The sequence below is a fragment of the Solirubrobacter deserti genome (genome assembly GCF_027587175.1).
Lineage (GTDB): Bacteria > Actinomycetota > Thermoleophilia > Solirubrobacterales > Solirubrobacteraceae > Solirubrobacter > Solirubrobacter deserti.
In genome coordinates this window covers 105,216-123,700 of the sequence record NZ_JAPCID010000006.1, presented here as the reverse complement: position 1 = coordinate 123,700, position 18,485 = coordinate 105,216, and the positions used below count along the sequence as shown (strand labels likewise).

The window sequence follows — 18,485 nt, the reverse complement described above, 5'->3', positions numbered from 1 at the left end:
CGTGTCAGGTGGTCGGCGCGGGCCGGGTCCGCATCTTGCCCCTGACGATCGTGCCGCTATCGGCGACCGCGAGCAACCCCGACTCGTCCGACAGCTCCACACGCACGAACAGCTTGCCCTCGTCCTTGAGGTCGGGGACGAACATCAGCTGCACGGAGCGTTGGCTCGGAGCGTTGACGTCCATGACGTGGTAGCGAGCGAAACTCGGCAACGGCTCCGGCTCGTGGGTGTCGGCGTCGAACATCGCGTAGCGCAGCGAGACGTCCTTGTGCTTGTGTCCGTCCACGGCCACGTGCACGGCGATCAGCTCGCCCTGATAGTCGAGCTCGTGTTCGTAGCGGCGCTTCTCCGCCGCCTCCTGGTCGCCGTGGAAGTTGCGCTCGATCCACGATCGAACGGTGGCGCCGCGCTCGAGCGCCACCACGCTCACGTTCGCCCCGACGTTGTCGCCGGGATCCGGCGCCAGCTCTGGCGCGAGCTGGAACAGCAGCGTCGCGGCCGCGCCGCCGAGCGTCAGCGCGGCGAGCACCACGAGGTTGAGCTGGCTGAACGTCCGCCGCACCCGGCCCGGCGGCTGCTCCATCTGGCCGTGGCCGTTGGTCGCGGTCGGCGGGCTCTGCTCGATCAGGCGCTCCATCAGGCGGCTCTGACGCGACGCGTCGCGCAGCGCGTGACGTTGTCGCCCACGGAGCGGGCGTCGATCCGGGCCACATACACCCGCCCACGTCTGAGGCGCGCGTGCAAGACGACCGTCCGGCTGCCGTTGCGCACCGTTCCCAGGTGCCTGCGGGCCTTGCGGACGCTTCCGTAGTCGAGCCGCACCGCCACGCGCGCCGCGCGAGAGGTCGTGAGCTTCAGGGGAACTCGGCGCACGGTCGCCCGCATCACCGAGTCCGTGAACGGGAGGAAGTCGAAGATGTGGAAGCGCGGGTGATAGCCGGCGCACCCCCGGGACACGCTCGCGGTCGCGGTCGCGGCCCCCGCGGGGAGCGGCGTGTCCGTGCCCGCGATCGTCGTGAGCGAGCCCACGCGTGCCCGGCGGATTCGGTCGCTGCCCGGCTCGGCGATGATCAGCGTGCCGTCGGCGGCGAGCGTCATCTGCGCGGGATAGTTGAGCGGAGTCGAGAGCGCAGGGCCCGTGTCGGCGGTGAAACCGGGCCGTCCCGTGCCGGCCACGGGCGTGACGGCGTTGCCGCGCGTGAACTCCACCACACCGCCCGCGGACGACGCGAGCACTTTGCCGCCGGACGCTACGACCCCGCGGGGCGCGCGGCTACGCGTGAAGCGCGCGAGCGTCTGCAACCGGCCGTCCGTCCGCAACCAGCGCACGGAGCCGTTGCCGAAGTCCGCGATCAGCAGAGCGCCGCCGGCGAGCGGCGCGACCTGCACGGGCGCGCGCAGCGGCGACGTCGGGCCCCGCAGGACGCGGCGGGTGAACCCCGGCCGGCCGCTGCGAACGCCGGCGACGCGCAGGACGGTGCCATCGGGTTCGACGCGCAGGACCTTGTTGGCACCACCGTCCACGACCAGATACGCCCCGTTCGGGAGGGCGACCACGTCCTCGGGCCGCCGCAGCTGGTACTGGCCCGGTCCGCCGAGGATGACGGTCACGGTGCCGTCAGCAGCGATGCGGCGGATCGCCCTGTGGCCGGTGTCGGCCACCAGCACGGACCCGTCGTTGGCCGCGCTGACCCCACGCGGACCGGAGAACGCGGCCGTCGCCGCCGGCTCGACGGGCTGCATCGCGTCGGCGACGGCGTCGCCGGCGATCGTGTGGATGACGCCGTCCGTCGTGATGCGCCGGATGACGTTGTTGAGCGTGTCGGCCACGTACAGCGCACCGTCGCGCGCGGAGGCCACGTCCATCGGTCCGGCGAGCTTGGCCTCGGTGCCGAGTCGGCCGTCTCCGCACCAGTTGCGGGAGCCCGTGCCGGGAACGCAGGCGTTGGGGCTCGGCGCCACGGGCGGCGGGCCGCCCTGCGCGGCTTGCCCGGTGAGGGCCAGCAAAGCTCCGATCGTCGCTGCTGCTTCGGGAATCATCGTCGCGACGACGAACGTCCCACCGCGCACAAGCCATGTCAACAAGGTGAAGATCCATGGCCGACGACCGCGGGCGCCGTGTCCGCATGGCAACAGTCGCCAATCCGGCACATGCGGCGGCCCGCTACCCGCTGACGTCGTCCAGGTGCTGTAGGAGATCGTGCGCGGCCAGCTCGACGTCCTTGTGGCGCCACTCGGCCGCGCGGTACACGCAGGCGATCAGGCCCGAGCGGTGGATGCGGCGGAAGTCGCCGTAGACGAACGCGTAGCGAGCCTTGGTCTCGTCGTTGGCGCCTTCGGTGAGCCCGAGGTGCCAGGCCGAGTACTCGTCCCAGGAGTGCTTCTCGAGGTACGCGTTCTGGGCGTCCGCGTTCGGCTGGGAGTCACCCCAGTCGGAGTCCAGGACGTACTGGCGCTTGTCGATCAGCTCGCGCGCTCGCGCCACGCCGGCTTCGTTGACTGAGTAGGACGCCATGGATTCACCTCGCGTGCGTGACGTCGTCGATCACGGACACCACCAGCCGCTCGCCCTCGTCGAGCAGCGACGTCTTGATCAGCAGCCAGCGCTCGCCCATGCGCACCAGCAGCGGCGGCGCGTCAAGCCCGGCGAGCAGGCGCCGGTACGGCAGCTCGTCGAGCTCGAGCGGCCGGCCGTCGACGTGGGTCATCGGCTCCGCACGCCCGAAGACCTCCTCGCCGGAGAGATCGCGCAGCTCGCTCACGCCGAGGCCGAACAGGCGGCCCGCGGCCTCGTTGGCGTAGACCAGGCGCGAGTCGCCGTCGCGGACGATCACGGCCTCGGCGAGCACGTCGAGCACGCGCTCGATGCGGTGGCGGGCGCGCTGGAGCTCGGTGATGAGCTGGGTGTGGGCGAGGCCGGTCGCCGCGCGCTCGCCGAGCGCGTTGAAGAACGCCACCAGCTCGTCGGAGGGACGGCCGCGGGCGGGCAGCAGGCCGAAGTGCAGCAGGCCGAGCAGCCGGTCGCCTTCGCGCAGCGGGATCACGACCCACCAACGGATGCCGGTGGCGGCCATCGTCGTGGCGTCCTGCGCAGTGGTGGTGATCCGCTCGATCAGGTCCAGCGTCAGCTCGGACATGTGGGGGCGCCCGTCCTCCAGCGCGGCACGGGTCGCCGAGCGGGCGGCGTCGGGGCGAGGCCGCAGCCGGCTCAGCCACGCGGACAGCTCGTCGGACCCGTCGATGCGGCCCGCGAAGCGCTCCGGCTGGCCGCCGGCGCCGATCACGTCGACCGCGCACGCGTCCGCGACGTCCGGGACGAGCAGGTCCACGAGCCGCTCGACTCCCTCGCCCGGCCACGCGCCGGCCGCGACGCGCGACACGGCGCTCAGCAGCTCGGACTCGCGCACGCTCACGCGTCCGCCGCGGGCGGGCCCGCGCACGCCGGGCGTCGCGAACGTCATCGAGAGCTCGGTGCCGCCCCCGGGCGCCTCGCGCAGGTCCACCTGCGCGGCGAGCCGGCCGATCGTCGGCAGCCCGAGGCCGAGCCCCGGGCTGTCGGCGCGCGGCTGCATCCCGCGCCCGTTGTCGGTCACCACGACGGTCAGCTCGTTCTCCGCGGTGCTCACGGTCACGCGCACACGGCCCGGCTCGCGGTCGATGAAGGCGTGGATGACCGAGTTGGTGACCGCCTCGGTCACCGCGAGCGTGAGATCGATGACGTCCGCGGCCGAGGCGCCGTTCTCCTCGGCGAACTCCCGCACACGGCCCCGGGCCAGCGTGACGCTTGCCGGCTCAGCGGGCAGCTCCCAGTCCTCACGGGCCGCCGACGCTTGCATCGGCGCGGATTCTATGAAGTCAGCCGGCCGGGGTCACCAGTATCGAGCGGCCGGCGTACGGACCGAGCGTGAGGCTGAAGGAGCGCAGGTCGTCGACGGTGCCCAGGTCGGCGTCGTCGAACATGCCCGTCAGCTGTGCGCCCGGCGGGAGGTGCTCGCTGCGCACGGACCCGGTGATCTCCTCGCCCGAGAAGTTCAGCGCCGTGATCTGCAGGTTGCCGTCGGTGAGCTCGTGGACCATGACCAGCTCGGCCTTGTTGGACACGTCCGGCACGTCGATCTGCTTCGCGATCGCGATCCCATAGCGAGCCCGCACCTCCAGGATCCGGCGCAGCCCCGACGCGAACGAGTTCTGGTCGGCGAGCTGCTCGGACAGCGTCCCGTACAGCGAACGGCCGGCCGGCATGCGGCCCTCGGTGGACGGCTCGTCCACCCCGCGCAGGTCGTGCGCGCCGCGGTTGAGCCAGCGCGTGTCGCCGTCGGCGATCAGGTCGGCGACGTCCGCCGCGTCCACGGTCAGCATCCCGGCCAGGTCCCAGCCGCTCAACGCGAACACGCCCGGCTGCAGCGCGTTGAACATCGCCAGCAGCAGGTGCACGTCCTTGATGCGTTCGCGCTCCTCCGGCGTGATCAGCCCGATGTCGCGGATGCCGAGCGTCGCCGCGATCACCGTCGCGGTCGTGCACGCGATGCCGTTGGTCGTGAACGTGCGGTTGTACGGCGCCTTCACGCCCGTCAGCCGCGTATTGAGCGTCTGGCGGACCTCCTCGGCGAGGTCCTCACCGCGCACCTGTTCCCCACGCCACGTGAACAGATCGTCGCGGTGAACGGTGGAGAAGTGCACGAGCTCGTGCGTGAGCTCGTCGTGGTTCTGGAGCGCGTGCACCAGCGACGCGGGATCGATGCCCATGTCCAGCGCCATCCGCAGCGTAAGGCGCAGGAACTCGGTGTCGCCGGTGACCAGCGCGTGGTGGTAGGCGGGCCGGTTGACGAAGTCGTAGGACAGGTCGGCGCCCGACTCGCCCATCACCTTGATGTCGTCCATCGACAGGTTGAGCTCCTGGAAGGAGAACCCGCCCATCTTGCGGATCATCGACGCGATGAAGTGGTTGGCGGCCTCCGACAACGGATGGCCCTCCGACCACGCCGGCTCCTCCTCCGCGCTCTTCTCGGCGCCGAGGAAGCCGTTGGCGTCCAGGCGCAGCCCGCCCGCGCCGAGGTCGGCGAGCGCGTGCAGCGCGTCGCCGATCACCAGCCGCATGCCGGAGAAGCTCGGGTCCAGCCAATTGATGGACGGCTGGCCCTCCTTGAAGTAGTGCAGGTAGACCCAGCGCCGCTGGACGCCGTCGACGCCCTTCACGCAGCGCGTGACCGACCAGTTGGTCTCCTTGATCCCGGGCTCGAAGAAGATCACGCGCTGAAGGCGGCCGATGATGTACCCGCGGCGCTCGAGGACGGCCTCGGTGTCGGCGTCGAGGTTGACGCTGTCGCGTCCCTCGGGTACCTCCGGCAGCAGCTCCCAGTCCTCGGGCGCGATCGAGACCATGTGGTAGATGCCCGGATAGTCCTGGTAGGCCATCTCGGCCAGCCGGAAGTCCGCGCCCTTGCCGGTGTGGCCCGGCACGATGTCGTCGATCACCGTGCCCTCGTACTCGGTGGCCGTGGCGCACAGCATCCGGAACTCCTCCTCGGTTCCGAACTCCGGGTCCACGTTCATCGAGATGCGGTCGAAGTGGCCGTCGATCGACGGCGTCAGGCGCCGCCCGTTGAGGCCGCCGGCGAGCTTGACCGGCCCGGTGTGGACGCCTTCGATGCCGATCCAGCGGAACGCCTCCCACAGGCGGCGGTCGGCGAGCGCGGACAGATACGACTCGCCGCGACCGGTGACGAAGCTCAGCGGGTAGGCCGTGAACCACACCGACGCGCGCTCGACGGCCGCGCGCGGGTCCGGGTGCGCGAACGGGTTCTGCCACATGCTGCCCGAGCCCGACAGCTGCGAGGCGAGCCGGTTGGCGTCGTGGAGCATCGACTCCTCGACGAGCCACTCGACGTACTCGCGGTTGTCGGCCATCTCCTCGTCGCCCCGGCGATCCGCGCGCCGGCGCCACAGCGAGCGCCGCGCGGAGGGCCGGAAGCGCTTGGGGCGCGCCGGATAGAACTGCTCGTCGAAGGTGATCTCCGGAGCCTGATGCTCCTGGGTGGGCTGGTCGCCCGGATCCCCCTCGGGGTCTGGCTTCACGTGGTGCAAGGCTTGGAACTCACCGGTCGACATGGCGTTGGAGGCGTGGTGCCCACTCAACGGTTGATGAACTCCTGCAGTTTGCCCTTCAGGGCCTGACGGACGATCTGGCGGCGCGCCGGGTCGCCCGCGGCGAGCGCGCTCGCGAGGTTCTTGGCCTGCTCGAACGTGATGTGCGGCGGCAGCGGCGGGACCTCAGGATCGGTCACGGCCTCCAGCACCACCGGCACGTCGGCCGCCAGCGCCGCGTCCCACGCTGCGCCGACCTGCTCGGGCGCGTCGACCCGGATGCCCTTGAAGCCGAGCAGCTCGGCGTAGCGCGCGTACGGGAAGTCCGGGACCACCTGGGACGCCTCCAGCTTCGCGTCGCCGACGAGCACGCGCTGCTCCCACGTGACCTGGTTGAGGTCGCGGTTGTTGAGCACGAGCACGACGAAGCGCGGGTCCGTCCAGCGGTGGCGGTGCTTGGCCACGTCGATGAGCGCGTTGATGCCGTTCATCTGCATCGCGCCGTCGCCCTCGACCGCGATCACGGGCCGGTCGGGATGGACGAACTTGGCCGCGAGCGCGTACGGGAGCGCCGGCCCCATCGTGGCCAGCGTGCCCGACAGCGCGCCGCGCATGCCGCGCCGAAAGCGCAGGTGGCGCGCGTACCAGTTCGTCGAGGAGCCGCTGTCGGCGGTCACGATCGCCCCGTCCGGCAGCCGCGGGCTGAGCTCGTGGAAGACCTTCAGCGGGTTCAGCGGGTTCGCCGACTGCTCGGCCTGGTCGTCGAGGATGCGCTGCCAGCGCTCGCCCTCGTCCATGATCCGCTCCTGGAAGCCGCGGTTCTCCTTGCGCCGCAGCAGCGGCAGCAGCTCGCGCAGCGTGTCGCGCGCGTCGCCCGCGAGGTTGACCTCCATCGGGTAGCGGATGCCGAGCCGCGTGGCGTCGAGGTCGATCTGCACGCCGCGCGCCTGGCCCGGCTCGGGCAGCCACTCGCTGTACGGGAAGCTCGAGCCCACCATCAGCAGCGTGTCGCACTCCTGCATCAGCACGTCGCTGGGCTTGGTGCCGAGCAGGCCGATCGAGCCCGTCACGTACGGGAGGTCGTCCGGGAGCACGTCCTTGCCGTTGAGTGCCTTCGCCACGCCCGCACCGAGGAGCTCGGCCAGCTCCTCGAGCTCCTGCGCCGCCTCCCGCGCGCCCGCGCCCACGAGCACCGCGACGCGCTCGCCGGCGTTGAGGACCTCGGCCGCGCGCTGGAGGTCCTCGCGCTGCGGGAGCACGCGCGGGCGCGGCACCGAGCCGCCGGAGAACGTCGCGCCGTGCTCGCGCGGGGGCGCCTCGTAGGCCTCCTCCTGGATGTCAGACGGGATGATCACGGCGGTCACCGAGCGCGTCGCGCGGGCGATCTGCACCGCGCGGTCGATCACGTGCGTGACCTGCGCGGGCGCCATCACCGTCTGCACGTACTCGCTCGCGACGTCCTTGAACAGCGTCTGCAGGTCCACTTCCTGCTGGTAGTTGGAGCCGAGCGAGATCGTCTTCTGCTGGCCGACGATCGCGACCACGGGCTGGTGGTCGAGCTTGGCGTCATAGAGGCCGTTGAGCAGGTGGATCGCGCCCGGGCCGCTGGTCGCGAGGCAGACGCCGACGTCGCCGGAGAACTTCGCGTGCGCGGTCGCCATGAACGCGCTCAGCTCCTCGTGCGCGGCCTGCACGAACTCCAGCTCGGCGTCGTGGAATGCGCCCAGGATGCCGTTGATGCCGTCGCCGGGATAGCCGTAGACGAGCCGGACGCCGTGCCCGTGCAGCCGCTCGAGGATGTGCGCGCCCACTGTTTCTGCCATTGAGTGGGAACTACCCACAAGTGTGCGCGGCGCGCGCATCGCCACCACGCTGATCTTCTTCGCCGTCGGCTGGGTTTACGCCGCCTGGGCGACGCGGATCCCGGCGATCAAGGACGAGCTGTCGCTGTCCTCGGGCGAGTTCGGGCTGGCGGTGCTCGGGCTCGAAGGCGGCGCGGTCATCGGGCTCCCGCTCGGCGGCTGGCTGACCGCGCGCATCGGAAGCCCGTCGGCGCTGCGGAGCGGCTTCGCCGTCTTCCCGCCCGCGCTGTTCGCGACCGCCGTGGCGCCCGGGCTGGGCGCGCTCGCGCTGGCGCTGGGCGTGATGGCCTGCGCCACGAGCATCGTCGATGTGGCCATGAACGCGCAGGGCGTCGAGCTCGAGCGGCGCCTGGCGCGGCCCGTGCTGTCGCGCCTGCACGCCGGCCACCCGCTCGGGCTCGCGCTCGGCGGGCTGGTGGGTACGGCGGCCGCGGCCGCCGGCATCGGCGTCGAGTGGCACTTCGCGGCGATCGCCGCCGCCGGCATGGCCGCGGCGCTGCTCGCCACGCGGTTCCTCGTGCGCGAGAAGCGCCTCGAGGGCCGCGCGTTCGCCCGGCCCAGCGGGCGCCTGCTGGCGCTCGGCGCCCTCGCGTTCTGCGCGTTCCTGCTCGACGGCGCCGCGTTCAACTGGAGCGCGGTGCACATGCGCGAGGTGCGGGAGGCGTCCGCGGGGCTCGCGGCCGCGGCGTTCACCGTATTCGCCTTCGCGCTCGCGCTCGGCCGCCTGCCGGGCGACGCGCTGGTGGAGCGCCTCGGCCGCGCGCGTGTGGTCCAGCTCGGCGGCGCGGTCGCCGCCGTCGGCGCGCTGGTCGCGATCGTCGCGCCGAGCGCGGTGCTGAGCCTCACCGGCTGGGCGCTCCTCGGGCTCGGCCTGGCGCCGCTCGCGCCCACCATCCTGGGCGCCGCGCCGGCTTCCGCCGGCGTCCCGCCCGGGGTCGCGATCGCCGCTGTGACGACCGTCGGCTACCTCGGCTCGTTCACGGGTCCGCCGCTGATCGGCGCGCTGGCCGAGGCGAGCAGCCTGTCACTCGCGCTCGGCCTGTTGGTGCTGGTGGGCGCCGCGCTGGTCGCCGCCGGACGGCTTACGGAGCCGCGGAAATCGCCTCGACCAGGTCGCCGACCTTCTCCTCGTCGATGTTCTTGGCGAGGTCGGCCTGGCTGACGATCCCGATCAGGTCGTGCCCGTCGATCACGGGGAGCCGGCGGACGGCGTGCTGCGACATCGTCTTGAGCGCCTCGTCGACGGAGTCGTCGGCGCCGATCGTGACCGGCTTGCCCTCGCCGAGCTCGCCCGCCTTCGTGGACGCGGGGTCCTTGCCCTGGGCGAGCACCTTCACCACGATGTCGCGGTCGGTCAGCATGCCCTTCAGGCGGTTGTCCTCCCCGCAGATCGGCATCGCGCCGACGTCGAGCTCCGCGAGCCGCTTGGCGGCGTCGAGCACCGTGTCGTTCTCGCCGATGCACTCGGCGCCGCCCGACATGACCTCGCGTGCGGTCTTGGCCATGGTTCCTCCCAGGGTCGCTTGCACCTCTCGGGATACCCACCCACGCCAGGTTTCGTACTCACCCCGGCCCGCTGACGGCGCCGGCAGCGCGCAGGGCGGCGACGTCCTCGATGCCCCAGTCGGCGAGGACGGCATCGGTGTCGGCGCCGGGTTCGGCGGGGGGACGTGAGATCGCCGCAGGGGTGCGGGAGAAGCGCGGCGCCGGTGCGGGGCCGAAGTCGGTGAACGTGCCGCGGGCGACGTTGTGGGGATGGTGCGGCGCCTCGTGGAGGGCGAGCACGGCGGTCGCGCACGCGTCCTCGCCTTCCAGCCGCGCCGCCCACTCGTCCCGCGTACGGGTGGCGAACACGGCGGCGAAGCGCTGCTTGTACTCGGGCCAGCGCGCCCGCTCCCACTGGGGCATGTCCTCGAGCTCCAGCAGCCGCAGCAGCGTCGCGTAGAACTGCGGCTCGAGCGCTCCGACGGCCACGTGCCCGCCGTCGCTGGTCGCGTAGACCTCGTAGAACGGCGCGCCCGAGTCGAGCAGGTTCGTGCCGGGTGTGTCGCTCCACAGGCCGGCCGCGCGCATGGCGTGGAACATCGTCGCCAGCAACGCGCTCCCCTCGACCATCGCGGCGTCCACGACCTGGCCCTGCCCGGAGGTGCGCGCCTCCAGCACCGCGCTCACGACGCCGAGCGCGAGCAGCATCCCGCCGCCACCGAAGTCGGCGACGAGGTTGAGCGGGATCGGCGGCCGCTCCCCCGTCCGCCCCATCGCGCCGAGCACGCCCGCGATCGCGATGTAGTTGATGTCGTGGCCGGCGACGTGCGCCATCGGCCCGTCCTGGCCGTAGCCGGTCATGCGCCCGTAGACGAGCCGCGGGTTGCGCGCCGCCACCGTGTCCGGCCCGAGGCCGAGCCGCTCCATGACGCCCGGGCGGAAGCCCTCGATCAGCGCGTCCGTGCGCTCGCACAGCCGCAGGATCAGCTCACGGCCGTCGGCGTGCTTGAGGTCCACCGCGGCCGAGCGCCGCCCGCGGTGCATGAAGTTCCACGCGCCCTCCCCGAGCGGGTTGCCGGCGCCGCCCGCTCGGTCGATGCGGACCACGTCGGCGCCGAGGTCCGCGAGCAGCATCGCCGCGAACGGCCCGGGGCCGATGCTCGCGATCTCGATCACCTTGACGCCGTGGAGAGGTCCCATGGGGACATTCTCACGGGCGGGCGTGTGCGCGGGAGCGATGCCGATGTGTGTCGCCGGCGACCGAACCGGGCAACCACAATCGCTGTGTCTGATGTTTGGTCGCCGGCGCTCTCGTTGCGCGAATCCGCCGGCCGTTGTCATTTGACCCTCGCCGGGTTGACCTATGGGGTGGGCTTCTCCCTCCAAGAGGCCGCCGACGACCTGATCGCGCGCCTCGTCGGCATCGCGCTCGGCGCGCGCTCGTCCGGCTTACGGAACACGATCGAGGTCAGCCCGCCCGACGTGAACATGCTCGCGTTCATCGCCGACCTCGGCGACCTCGCGGCTCGCGGCGAGGACATCCGGCCGCGGGTGTTCGGCTGACCGGCGCGCTCGTCTGGGGCGCCGTCGCCGCCGCCTCGCTCGTCATCGGTGGGCTGCTCGGGATCGCGCGCGAGTGGCCGGACAAGCTCGTCGGCGCGGTGCTGGCGTTCGGCGCGGGCGCGCTGATCAGCGCCGTGTCCTTCGACCTGTTCGAGGAGGGGTTGAAGCTGGCCGGCGGCGTGCCCGTCGCGCTCGGGCTCGCGGCCGGCGCGCTGACCTACTTCGCCGCCGACCGGCTCGTCGAGCAGAAGGTGCCGGGCGCCGGTGCGGCACTCGCGCTCGGCGCGCTGCTCGACGGCATCCCCGAGCAGGCGGTGCTCGGCATCGGGCTGGCGTCCGGCGAGGGCATCTCGATCAGCCTGCTCGCCGCGATCTTCGTCTCCAACCTGCCCGAGGCCATCGGTGCCTCGAGCGACCTGCGCCAGGCGCGCCGCTCGCCGGGCACGATCATGCGCATGTGGGGCGCGGTCGCCGTCCTGTGCGCGCTCGCCTCGCTCGCCGGCTTCGCCGTCGCCGACGCCACCTCCGGGGACGTCGAGGCCGGCATAAACGGCTTCGCGGCGGGTGCCCTGCTCGTGATGCTCGTCGACTCGATGATCCCCGAGGCCGCGCGCAAGGCGGGCCGGATCGCCGGGCTCGTCACGGTGCTGGGGTTCGCTGTGGCGGCGGGCTTGTCGTAGCTGGAGCGTCGTTGCGGCCGAACGTCACACGCTGGCCGTCTCACGCGCCTGCAACGCGTGCTTGAGGCGCTCCTCGGCCTCGTTGTCCAGCGACGTCTGGATCACCTCGCCGCCGAAGTGCGCGACCTCCGGCAGGACCTTGTCGGCCGTCGCGCTGCGCACGAGCAGGATCAGCGCCGCGCCGCCGCTCTCGAGCTTGGTGCCCAGTTCCTTCATGAAGTTGTCGTCCACGCCGACGTCGGTGAGCGCGCCGGTCGCGGCACCCGTGGCCGCTCCGACCGCCATGCCCAGCAACGGCACGAAGAAGATCAAGCCGATGAGGCCGCCCCACAGCGCGCCGCCGACGGCGCCGCCGGCCACGAGCTTGTTCGTCTGGTGCAGCTTGACCTTGCCATTTTCGTCGCGCGTGACGACGACGGCGTCCTCGAGCGAGATCAGATGCTCGGTCTGGAGGCGGCTGAGCGTGGCGACGACATCGTCGGCGGTGCTCTTGTCCGGATAGGCGATTGCCACGAGTGTGCTCATGCGCTCGATCATCGGTGCGGCGTGGGTGACACCGCCTCATCTCGCGCGGATGAGGCGCGCCGGTCGGCGCCAAGCTGCTCGGCGACGGCTTCTCGGGGCTCGAGGCCAAGCGCGGCGATCGAACGCAGCACGCCGCCGACGATCAGCAGGCTCCGGAACGGTGGACCCGCGACCAGAGCGAGGAACGCGACCAGCGCCGCCGCGATGACGACGATCCGCACGCCGTCGCGCAGCGACGCGACGAGCGCATCGAAGATGCCCGCTGCGGCGTCGTGCGGGAGCACGTCCTGGTCGAGCGCGCTCAGGTAGGCCGAGCGGCCGACGGCGGGCGCCGCGATCAGCGCGAGCATGGAGAGCGCCAAACCGATCCCGGCGCGCCGCCACGAGCCGGTGAGCCGGATCGCGGGATCAGGCACAGCAGCGAGAGCACGGGCAGGACGATCGCCACGGCCTTCAGCAGCCGCACGCCGGCCCGAGCGCCCGCCCTCGAGCAACTCGACGAGCTGCGCGCGCCGGTTGGCCTGCACCACAGCGTCTGGAACTCCTCGGAGCGCGTGGAGACGGCGCTCCGGCCGGGGTAATCCCCTGCGCGCCGCGCTCGATCACGTCCGCCCGCTCGGGCAGCGCCTCACGCGCCAGCGCCGCGAAGTCGATGCTGCGCCACTGCAGCCGGCGCGCGACCTTGCCGAGAGCGGTGCGTTCTGCGCGCGCAGCCGCTGCAGCTCGTCGTCGACCGCGTCACCCCTGGACGGTCCCGTGTGGCCGGGTGCCGCGTGGTCATCCCCTGCGAGTGATCCGCGGTCGGTCATCATGGCGCATGGTTGACCGCTCCCCCTCCTACCGAGCCGCTCGGCGACCGTGTCGAGCAGGCGATCGAGGCGCACACCGCGGTCGAGACCGAGGCGGCACCGCCACGCCGTCTGGGCCGCACGATCTTCTGGCTCGCGCTCACCGGCATCTCGATCTACCTCGTCTTCCCGAGCATCGTCGAGGTGTTCGGCTCCTGGCGGCAGATCACGCGCTTCTCGCTGCTGTCGCTCGCGGCGATGCTCGGGCTGCAGGTGGCGTCGCTGGCGTGCATGTGGGCGTTGCAGTTCGTCGCGCTGCGCGGGCCGCGCTGGCGCGCCGTGATCACGTCCCAGCTCGCGGGCAACGCGCTGGCCAAGGTCGCGCCGGGCGGTGGAGCGGTGGGCGGCGCGCTGCAGTACAAGCTGCTCGTCCGCGCCGGCGCCTCGCCCGCGGCGACCGTGACGGCGCTGGCCGCCGTCAACGTGCTCGTGTTCGCCATGGTGCTGGCGATGCCGGTGCTCGCGATCCCGGCGCTGATCCGCGGCGGCGTGAACGAGTCGCTCGCGCACACGGCGTTCGCCGGCCTCGGCGTGTTCGTCGCCGCGACCGCGCTCGGCGCGCTGCTGCTCTCCACGAACGGGCCGCTGCGCTGGACCGGACGCCAGCTGCAGCGCGTGCGCAACCGGCTGCGGCGCCGATCCGAGCCGCTGCACAAGCTGCCCGACCGGCTGCTGCGCGAGCGCGACCGGCTGCTGGCGACGCTCGGGCCGCGGTGGAAGCGCGCGCTGCTGGCGACCGTCGGCCGTTGGACGTTCGACTACCTCACGCTGCTGGCAGCGCTCGCCGCGATCGGCTCGCACCCGCGACCGGGCCTCGTCCTGCTCGCCTTCTGCGGCGCGCAGGTGCTCGCGCAGATCCCGATCACGCCGGGCGGGCTCGGGTTCGTGGAGGCGGGGCTGAGCGCGATGCTCGCGCTGGCGGGCGTCTCGGCCGGCGACGCTCTGCTCGCGACGTTCGCCTACCGCCTGTTCTCCTACTGGCTGCCGCTGCCGATCGGTCTGGCGGCGTTCGCCCTAGCGCCGGGAGGAAAGGAGCCGTAGGTCGCGGGCGCGCTCGACGGCCTCGCGCCGTCGGGCGACGTCGAGCTTGCGATAGATGCTGCGCAGGTGCGTCTTGACCGTGTTGGTGGTGACGAACAGCTCGGCTGCGATCTCACGGTTGGAGAGCGCGGTCGGCAGATACCGCAGGATCGCCTGCTCGCGCTCGGACAGCGGCTCCAGCAGCGGCGCGACGTGGCGCGCCACGGGCGCGCGGTCGGCGAACGTGTCCAGCAGTTCACCGACGATCGCGCGGTGCGCGGTACCTGCGCGGATCTGGCGTTTGAGCAGGTCCTCCATGCGCCGCCCGAGCTCGATGAACGGCCACCGATGGCGCGTGCGCTCGGCCAGCGCGAGTGCGTGCTCGAGCGCGCGCTGCGCCTTCTGCGGCTCGGCCGCCTCGTCGTGCGCGACCGCGAGCAGCGCGCCCGCCTCGACGCGGCTGACGGCGTGCGTCGCCGCGGCGTCGATGCTGCGCTCGAGCGCCTCGACGGCGTCCGCGCTCTCCCCGCGCGCGAGCGCCAGGCGCGCCGTGGCGGTGCCGACGACGACCCACGGCTCCTCCCGTACGGGCGCGAGCGTGGCGGTGGCGCCGTCAAGGTCGCCGGCCTGGATCTGCAGGCGCGCGCGCATCGCCGCGATCGACACCTGCTCGTGCGGGAGCGCGGCCCCGCGATGGCGGTGCAGCGCCTCGAAGTCCTCCAGCGTGCGGAGCCCTTCGCGCGGCACCCCCGCCGCGCCGCGCATACGCGCGTCGAGGTGGGCGATCACGAAGTCCAGCTGACGGCGGCGCAGCCGCGCGGCCGCGACGCGCGCGTGCTCGAGGTGGCGGGCGGCCTCGCACGGCTGCAGGTCGTAGAAGGCGATCAGCGCCAGGGCCGTGTGCGCGCACGCTGTCTGCGGGATGTCGGACCAGCCGCGGCGGGCCGCGAGCTCGATCGCCTCGGGGCCGTGGCCCTCCTCCTCGGCCGGGCCGTGCACCATCACGTCGAGCAGCGCGAGGTAGCTCAGCGCGGACACCGCGACGAAGTCGAGCCGGTGCGCGCGGGCGAGCGCGACAGCCTTGCGCAGTTCTTCGCCGGCGCGCTCCAGGTCGTGCGCCCACAGTGCCGTCTCCCCCAGCATCGCGCGCACGAGCGCCTCGCGGGTGCCGTCCTCGCCCGCGTGCGTGGCGGCTTCGGCCAGCAGCGCGTCGGCGGCCTGCAGCGCGGCCTCGAAGTCGCCCTTCAGCCGCGCCGTGCCCAGGTTCGCGAGCGCGAGCGTCTCCAGGTAGCGGCGCCGGCGCGCCTCGGGCGGGGGCGCGCTGTGTGCGTGCGCGAGGTGGAACTCGGCGGCGTCGGTGTCCCCCACGTCGAGCGCGGCGCACGCGAGCGCAGCGGCGAGCTCGGCGTCGCGCTCCAGCCGATCCGGCGGAAGCTTGCTCGCGAGCGCGCGCACGGCGGCGGCGTCGCCGCGGACGTAGAGCTCGAACCAGTGGCCTGCGACCACCTCGACGGCGAGATCCCACTCCTGGGCCTGAACCGCGTGCTCGAGCGCGTCGACCGCAGCCCCGCGCTCGGCGTACCAGCGGGCGGCGCGCGCGTGCAGCGCCGGCAACTCGCCGGCCAGCTCGCGCTCGGCACGCGTGCGCAGCAGCTTGGCGAACAGGCGGTGGTAGCGGAACCACTCGCGGTGGCCGTCCACGCCCAGCACGAACCCGTTGGTGCGCTCGAGGGTGGCGAGCGTGTCCGCGCCGTTACGTTCGCCGGTGAGCGCGTCGGCGAGGCCGCCGCACACGCGCTCGACGAGCGCGGTCCGCAGCAGGAACGCGCGCAGCCTCGGCGGCTGGCGGTCCAGCACCTCGGCGACGAGATAGTCGGCGATCACGCGGTCGTCACCGGCGAACTCGGCCACGAAGCGGTCCGGGTCCTCGCGGCCCTGCAGGCTGAGCGCCGCGAGCCGCAGGCCGGCGCCCCAGCCCTCGGTGCGCTGGTGCAAGGCTCGGACGAGCTCCGCGTCGAGCGTCAGGCCGTGGGCGGCGAGCAGCTCGCCGGCCTCGTTCTCGGTGAACGCCAGGTCGGTGGCGCGGACCTCGGCGAGCCGCCCGCGCACCCGCAGCACGTGCAGCGGCAGGGCGGGATCGCTGCGTGCGGTCAGCACCAGGCGCAGCGTGTCCGGCGCGTGCAGCAGCAGGAACGACAGCTGGCTCAGGCACTCGCGGCTGCGCAACACGTGCACGTCGTCGAGCACGAGCACGACGGGCTCGGGCAGCGTCGCGAGGGCGTTCACCAGGAGCGGCATGAAGCGGTCGCGGGACTCGCGGATCGGGGCGGCCAGCGCCGCGAGCGGGCTGTCGGCCGGGACGGCGCCGGCGAGGTCGAGCGCGGTCAGCACGGCGTCCCAGAAGGGGCCGGGCTCGTCGTCGGTCGGCTCCAGCGTGACCCACGCCGTGGTCAGCGGCGACCGCTGCACCTCGGCCGCCGTGAACGCGGTCTTCCCGCTGCCGGCGGGCGCGCACACGAGCGTGACGGGTTCCGCGAAGTGGAGCCGCAGCCGGTCCCGCTCGACCATCCCGAAAGGTGGCGGTGGCACTGCGAACTGCGTGACCAACGCGGGTGCGCGTCGGAGCGCGGACGACAACCGTAATCCCCCTGACCGTCGGACTTGCCCCCTGGCGGCTCGTCTCGGGGGACCCTACCGCCGCTGTGTGCGTTTTGTCGAGTCGACGATCGTCAACCAAAAAGGGGTCTTGAGCGCTCCGGTTGCCGGTCTTTCAGGGGCTTTGAGGAAGGCGCCGCACCTCGACCAGCTCGATCCCGAGCTCCTGCAGGCGGTCGAGGATGCCGTGCAGGTCCTCCTGGTCGGTCACCGGCCCGCGCAGGACGGTCTCGACCGGCTCCACCTCGGCGGCGAGGCCCAGCGCGTCGGCGAGGTGCTCACCGACCCGGCCCCGAACGCGGATCTCGTAGTTGAGGCTCATGCGCAGCGCCCGTCATGTTTCCGCCCGCGAGGGTGACGGCTCGTCGCTCCGCCGGGATGACTGCCGCCGCGGCGTGTCCGGCGCCGTCTCCTCCGTGGCCGAAGGCGCGCTCGCACGCCCGCGGCCGTCGATGACGGGAGGTCCGTGCGCGCGCGGGTGAGCCCGCCTCGCCCGGTCCGGGTGAACGCGCCGAGCGCACCCCACCAAGTGTTCGCTTGCCCACGCAGAGCGTGGGTATTCGAGCGCTCGCGTGGCGGTCGGTCCCGCGCAGCTTCATCCGCCCCGAACGACGGCGCTTCACCCACGCCGGCCATAGCTTCCAATCGTATGCAGCGAGTCGTGCTGGCGGCGTGCGACGAGGACCGGTCCCCGGTCGCGTTCGCGCGTTCGGTGGCGCCGCTGCTCGGCGCGCGGGTCGTGCCGGTCCGGGTGGGCTCCACAGGTGAGCTGGCCGGCGTCGAGCCGGACGCGGGCGGGCCCGCGATCGTCGGTGTGCGCGTGGAGCGCGCGGCGTCGGCGGCGGCGGGCCTGCAGCGGCTGATCGCCACGGACCGGCCGGTGCTCACCGTGCTGGGCTCCGCCCACGATGCGCCGCACGGGCGTGTGCGCGTGGGCGGGACGGTCGAGCGGGTGCTGCATGGCGCGTGCGGAGCGGTGGCGGTCGTCCCGCGCGGGTACGGCGAGCGTCCGCTGGCGGCGGTCGGCGTGGGCCTCCTCCCCACGACCGACTCGCGGCGGGCGCTGCGCGCAGCCAGCGCACTCGCTCGGGCGGCCGGCACGCCGCTGTCCGTCCTCACCGTGCTGCGGCGTTCTCCCGATCCCGCCGACGCCGCGCGGTTCGCCGCGTCGCTCGCTCCATTGAAGGCGCCATGGGAGCGTGGCGACGCGGCGAGCATCCTGCGCGCCGCGATCGAGGCCGCGGCACGGGAGGACGAGCCGGAGCTCGAGGTGGAGCCGCTCGTGCTCGTCGGGGACCCGACCGACACGCTGCTGCGGGCGTCGGCGCAGCTCGACGTGCTCGTGCTCGGCTCGCGCGCGTACGGGCCGCCCGGCGTGGTGCTTCCTGGCGGCGCGGCGCTCGGGACGCTGGCCGGCGCACGCTGCCCGGTGATGGTCGTGCCGCGCGCAGACGCCGGTGAGGACGTGCGTCATCCGCCCCGGATGAGGCGCCGTCATCCCGCCCGCGCCTAGCTTCGCGGGCCATGATCAGCGAAGTTCCCTCCGTCGCCCGCAACTGGTGGCTGTTCGTGGTGCTCGGCGCTGTCTGCGTCGCCACCGGCATCGCCACGATCGTGTGGCCGGGCATCACGCTCCTCGCTCTCGGCCTGCTGGCCGGGATCTACCTGCTGATGACGGCTTTCATGGAGATCCTCGACGCCATCACGGGCGACGCGAACAGCCGGGCCCTCAGCGCCATCATCGGCGTGACGCGCTGATCGCG

At 72.9% G+C, this 18,485-nt stretch carries 18 protein-coding genes; 6 read left to right on the top strand and 12 right to left on the bottom strand.

From position 1 onward, the window contains the following. Positions 1-4: 4 nt before the first annotated feature. The 6 genes from OJ962_RS04930 to OJ962_RS04905 form a co-directional block, all read right to left on the bottom strand. On the bottom strand, positions 5-637 hold the full coding sequence (locus OJ962_RS04930) for a hypothetical protein (RefSeq protein WP_202953701.1): 633 nt from the start codon (positions 635-637) through the stop codon (positions 5-7). Continuing rightward, positions 637-2,007 (bottom strand): NHL domain-containing protein, encoded by a 1,371-nt coding sequence (locus OJ962_RS04925; RefSeq protein WP_270006218.1) that lies wholly within the window; start codon positions 2,005-2,007, stop codon positions 637-639. Before OJ962_RS04925 ends, OJ962_RS04930 begins: the two co-directional genes overlap by 1 nt. Positions 2,008-2,164: 157 nt before the next feature. Next, positions 2,165-2,515 (bottom strand): hypothetical protein, encoded by a 351-nt coding sequence (locus tag OJ962_RS04920; protein ID WP_202953699.1) that lies wholly within the window; start codon positions 2,513-2,515, stop codon positions 2,165-2,167. A 4-nt stretch (positions 2,516-2,519) separates the two neighbouring features. Then, on the bottom strand, positions 2,520-3,836 hold the full coding sequence (locus tag OJ962_RS04915) for an ATP-binding protein (RefSeq protein WP_202953698.1): 1,317 nt from the start codon (positions 3,834-3,836) through the stop codon (positions 2,520-2,522). 19 nt (positions 3,837-3,855) lie between these two features. Next, complete coding sequence (gene treS / locus OJ962_RS04910; RefSeq protein WP_202953697.1) at positions 3,856-6,075, bottom strand: maltose alpha-D-glucosyltransferase; 2,220 nt, start codon at positions 6,073-6,075, stop codon at positions 3,856-3,858. Between the two features lie 56 nt (positions 6,076-6,131). Next, complete coding sequence (locus tag OJ962_RS04905) at positions 6,132-7,907, bottom strand: thiamine pyrophosphate-requiring protein (protein WP_202953696.1); 1,776 nt, start codon at positions 7,905-7,907, stop codon at positions 6,132-6,134. A 22-nt stretch (positions 7,908-7,929) separates the two neighbouring features. Here OJ962_RS04905 and OJ962_RS04900 point away from each other — a divergent pair, with 22 nt between their 5' ends. Next, on the top strand, positions 7,930-9,108 hold the full coding sequence (locus OJ962_RS04900) for an MFS transporter (RefSeq protein WP_202953695.1): 1,179 nt from the start codon (positions 7,930-7,932) through the stop codon (positions 9,106-9,108). Here OJ962_RS04900 and OJ962_RS04895 read toward each other — a convergent pair. Beyond that, positions 9,029-9,451: a CBS domain-containing protein gene (locus tag OJ962_RS04895; RefSeq protein ID WP_202953694.1), complete on the bottom strand. Its 423-nt coding sequence runs from the start codon at positions 9,449-9,451 to the stop codon at positions 9,029-9,031. The genes OJ962_RS04900 and OJ962_RS04895 overlap by 80 nt on opposite strands. A 58-nt stretch (positions 9,452-9,509) precedes the next feature. Then, positions 9,510-10,631: a CaiB/BaiF CoA transferase family protein gene (locus OJ962_RS04890; RefSeq protein WP_202953693.1), complete on the bottom strand. Its 1,122-nt coding sequence runs from the start codon at positions 10,629-10,631 to the stop codon at positions 9,510-9,512. Between the two features lie 156 nt (positions 10,632-10,787). Between OJ962_RS04890 and OJ962_RS04885 the strand changes: the two genes are divergently transcribed. Both OJ962_RS04885 and OJ962_RS04880 read left to right on the top strand, forming a co-directional pair. Next, complete coding sequence (locus OJ962_RS04885) at positions 10,788-10,994, top strand: hypothetical protein (RefSeq protein WP_202954305.1); 207 nt, start codon at positions 10,788-10,790, stop codon at positions 10,992-10,994. Further along, positions 10,991-11,674 (top strand): ZIP family metal transporter, encoded by a 684-nt coding sequence (locus OJ962_RS04880; protein WP_202954290.1) that lies wholly within the window; start codon positions 10,991-10,993, stop codon positions 11,672-11,674. The genes OJ962_RS04885 and OJ962_RS04880 overlap by 4 nt, the downstream gene beginning before the upstream one ends. A 24-nt stretch (positions 11,675-11,698) precedes the next feature. On the opposite strand, the gene OJ962_RS04875 is transcribed toward OJ962_RS04880, so the two are convergent. Both OJ962_RS04875 and OJ962_RS04870 read right to left on the bottom strand, forming a co-directional pair. Continuing rightward, positions 11,699-12,199: a DUF1269 domain-containing protein gene (locus OJ962_RS04875; protein WP_202953692.1), complete on the bottom strand. Its 501-nt coding sequence runs from the start codon at positions 12,197-12,199 to the stop codon at positions 11,699-11,701. Between the two features lie 8 nt (positions 12,200-12,207). Then, positions 12,208-12,615, bottom strand: coding sequence for a hypothetical protein (locus OJ962_RS04870; protein ID WP_270006216.1), 408 nt, complete (start codon positions 12,613-12,615; stop codon positions 12,208-12,210). Positions 12,616-13,020: 405 nt separating this feature from the next. On the opposite strand from OJ962_RS04870, the gene OJ962_RS04865 reads away from it, so the two are divergent. Next, complete coding sequence (locus OJ962_RS04865; protein ID WP_202953689.1) at positions 13,021-14,088, top strand: lysylphosphatidylglycerol synthase transmembrane domain-containing protein; 1,068 nt, start codon at positions 13,021-13,023, stop codon at positions 14,086-14,088. Here the strand turns inward: OJ962_RS04865 and OJ962_RS04860 are convergent. Together OJ962_RS04860 and OJ962_RS04855 are read right to left on the bottom strand one after the other, a co-directional pair. Beyond that, positions 14,062-16,635: a LuxR C-terminal-related transcriptional regulator gene (locus OJ962_RS04860; RefSeq protein WP_270006215.1), complete on the bottom strand. Its 2,574-nt coding sequence runs from the start codon at positions 16,633-16,635 to the stop codon at positions 14,062-14,064. The genes OJ962_RS04865 and OJ962_RS04860 overlap by 27 nt on opposite strands. A gap of 202 nt (positions 16,636-16,837) precedes the next feature. Continuing rightward, positions 16,838-17,044 (bottom strand): hypothetical protein, encoded by a 207-nt coding sequence (locus OJ962_RS04855; RefSeq protein ID WP_202953687.1) that lies wholly within the window; start codon positions 17,042-17,044, stop codon positions 16,838-16,840. Positions 17,045-17,371: 327 nt separating this feature from the next. Here OJ962_RS04855 and OJ962_RS04850 point away from each other — a divergent pair, with 327 nt between their 5' ends. Both OJ962_RS04850 and OJ962_RS04845 read left to right on the top strand, forming a co-directional pair. Continuing rightward, on the top strand, positions 17,372-18,235 hold the full coding sequence (locus OJ962_RS04850) for a universal stress protein (RefSeq protein WP_202953685.1): 864 nt from the start codon (positions 17,372-17,374) through the stop codon (positions 18,233-18,235). A gap of 11 nt (positions 18,236-18,246) precedes the next feature. Further along, positions 18,247-18,480, top strand: coding sequence for a DUF308 domain-containing protein (locus OJ962_RS04845; protein ID WP_202953684.1), 234 nt, complete (start codon positions 18,247-18,249; stop codon positions 18,478-18,480). Positions 18,481-18,485 lie beyond the last annotated feature (5 nt).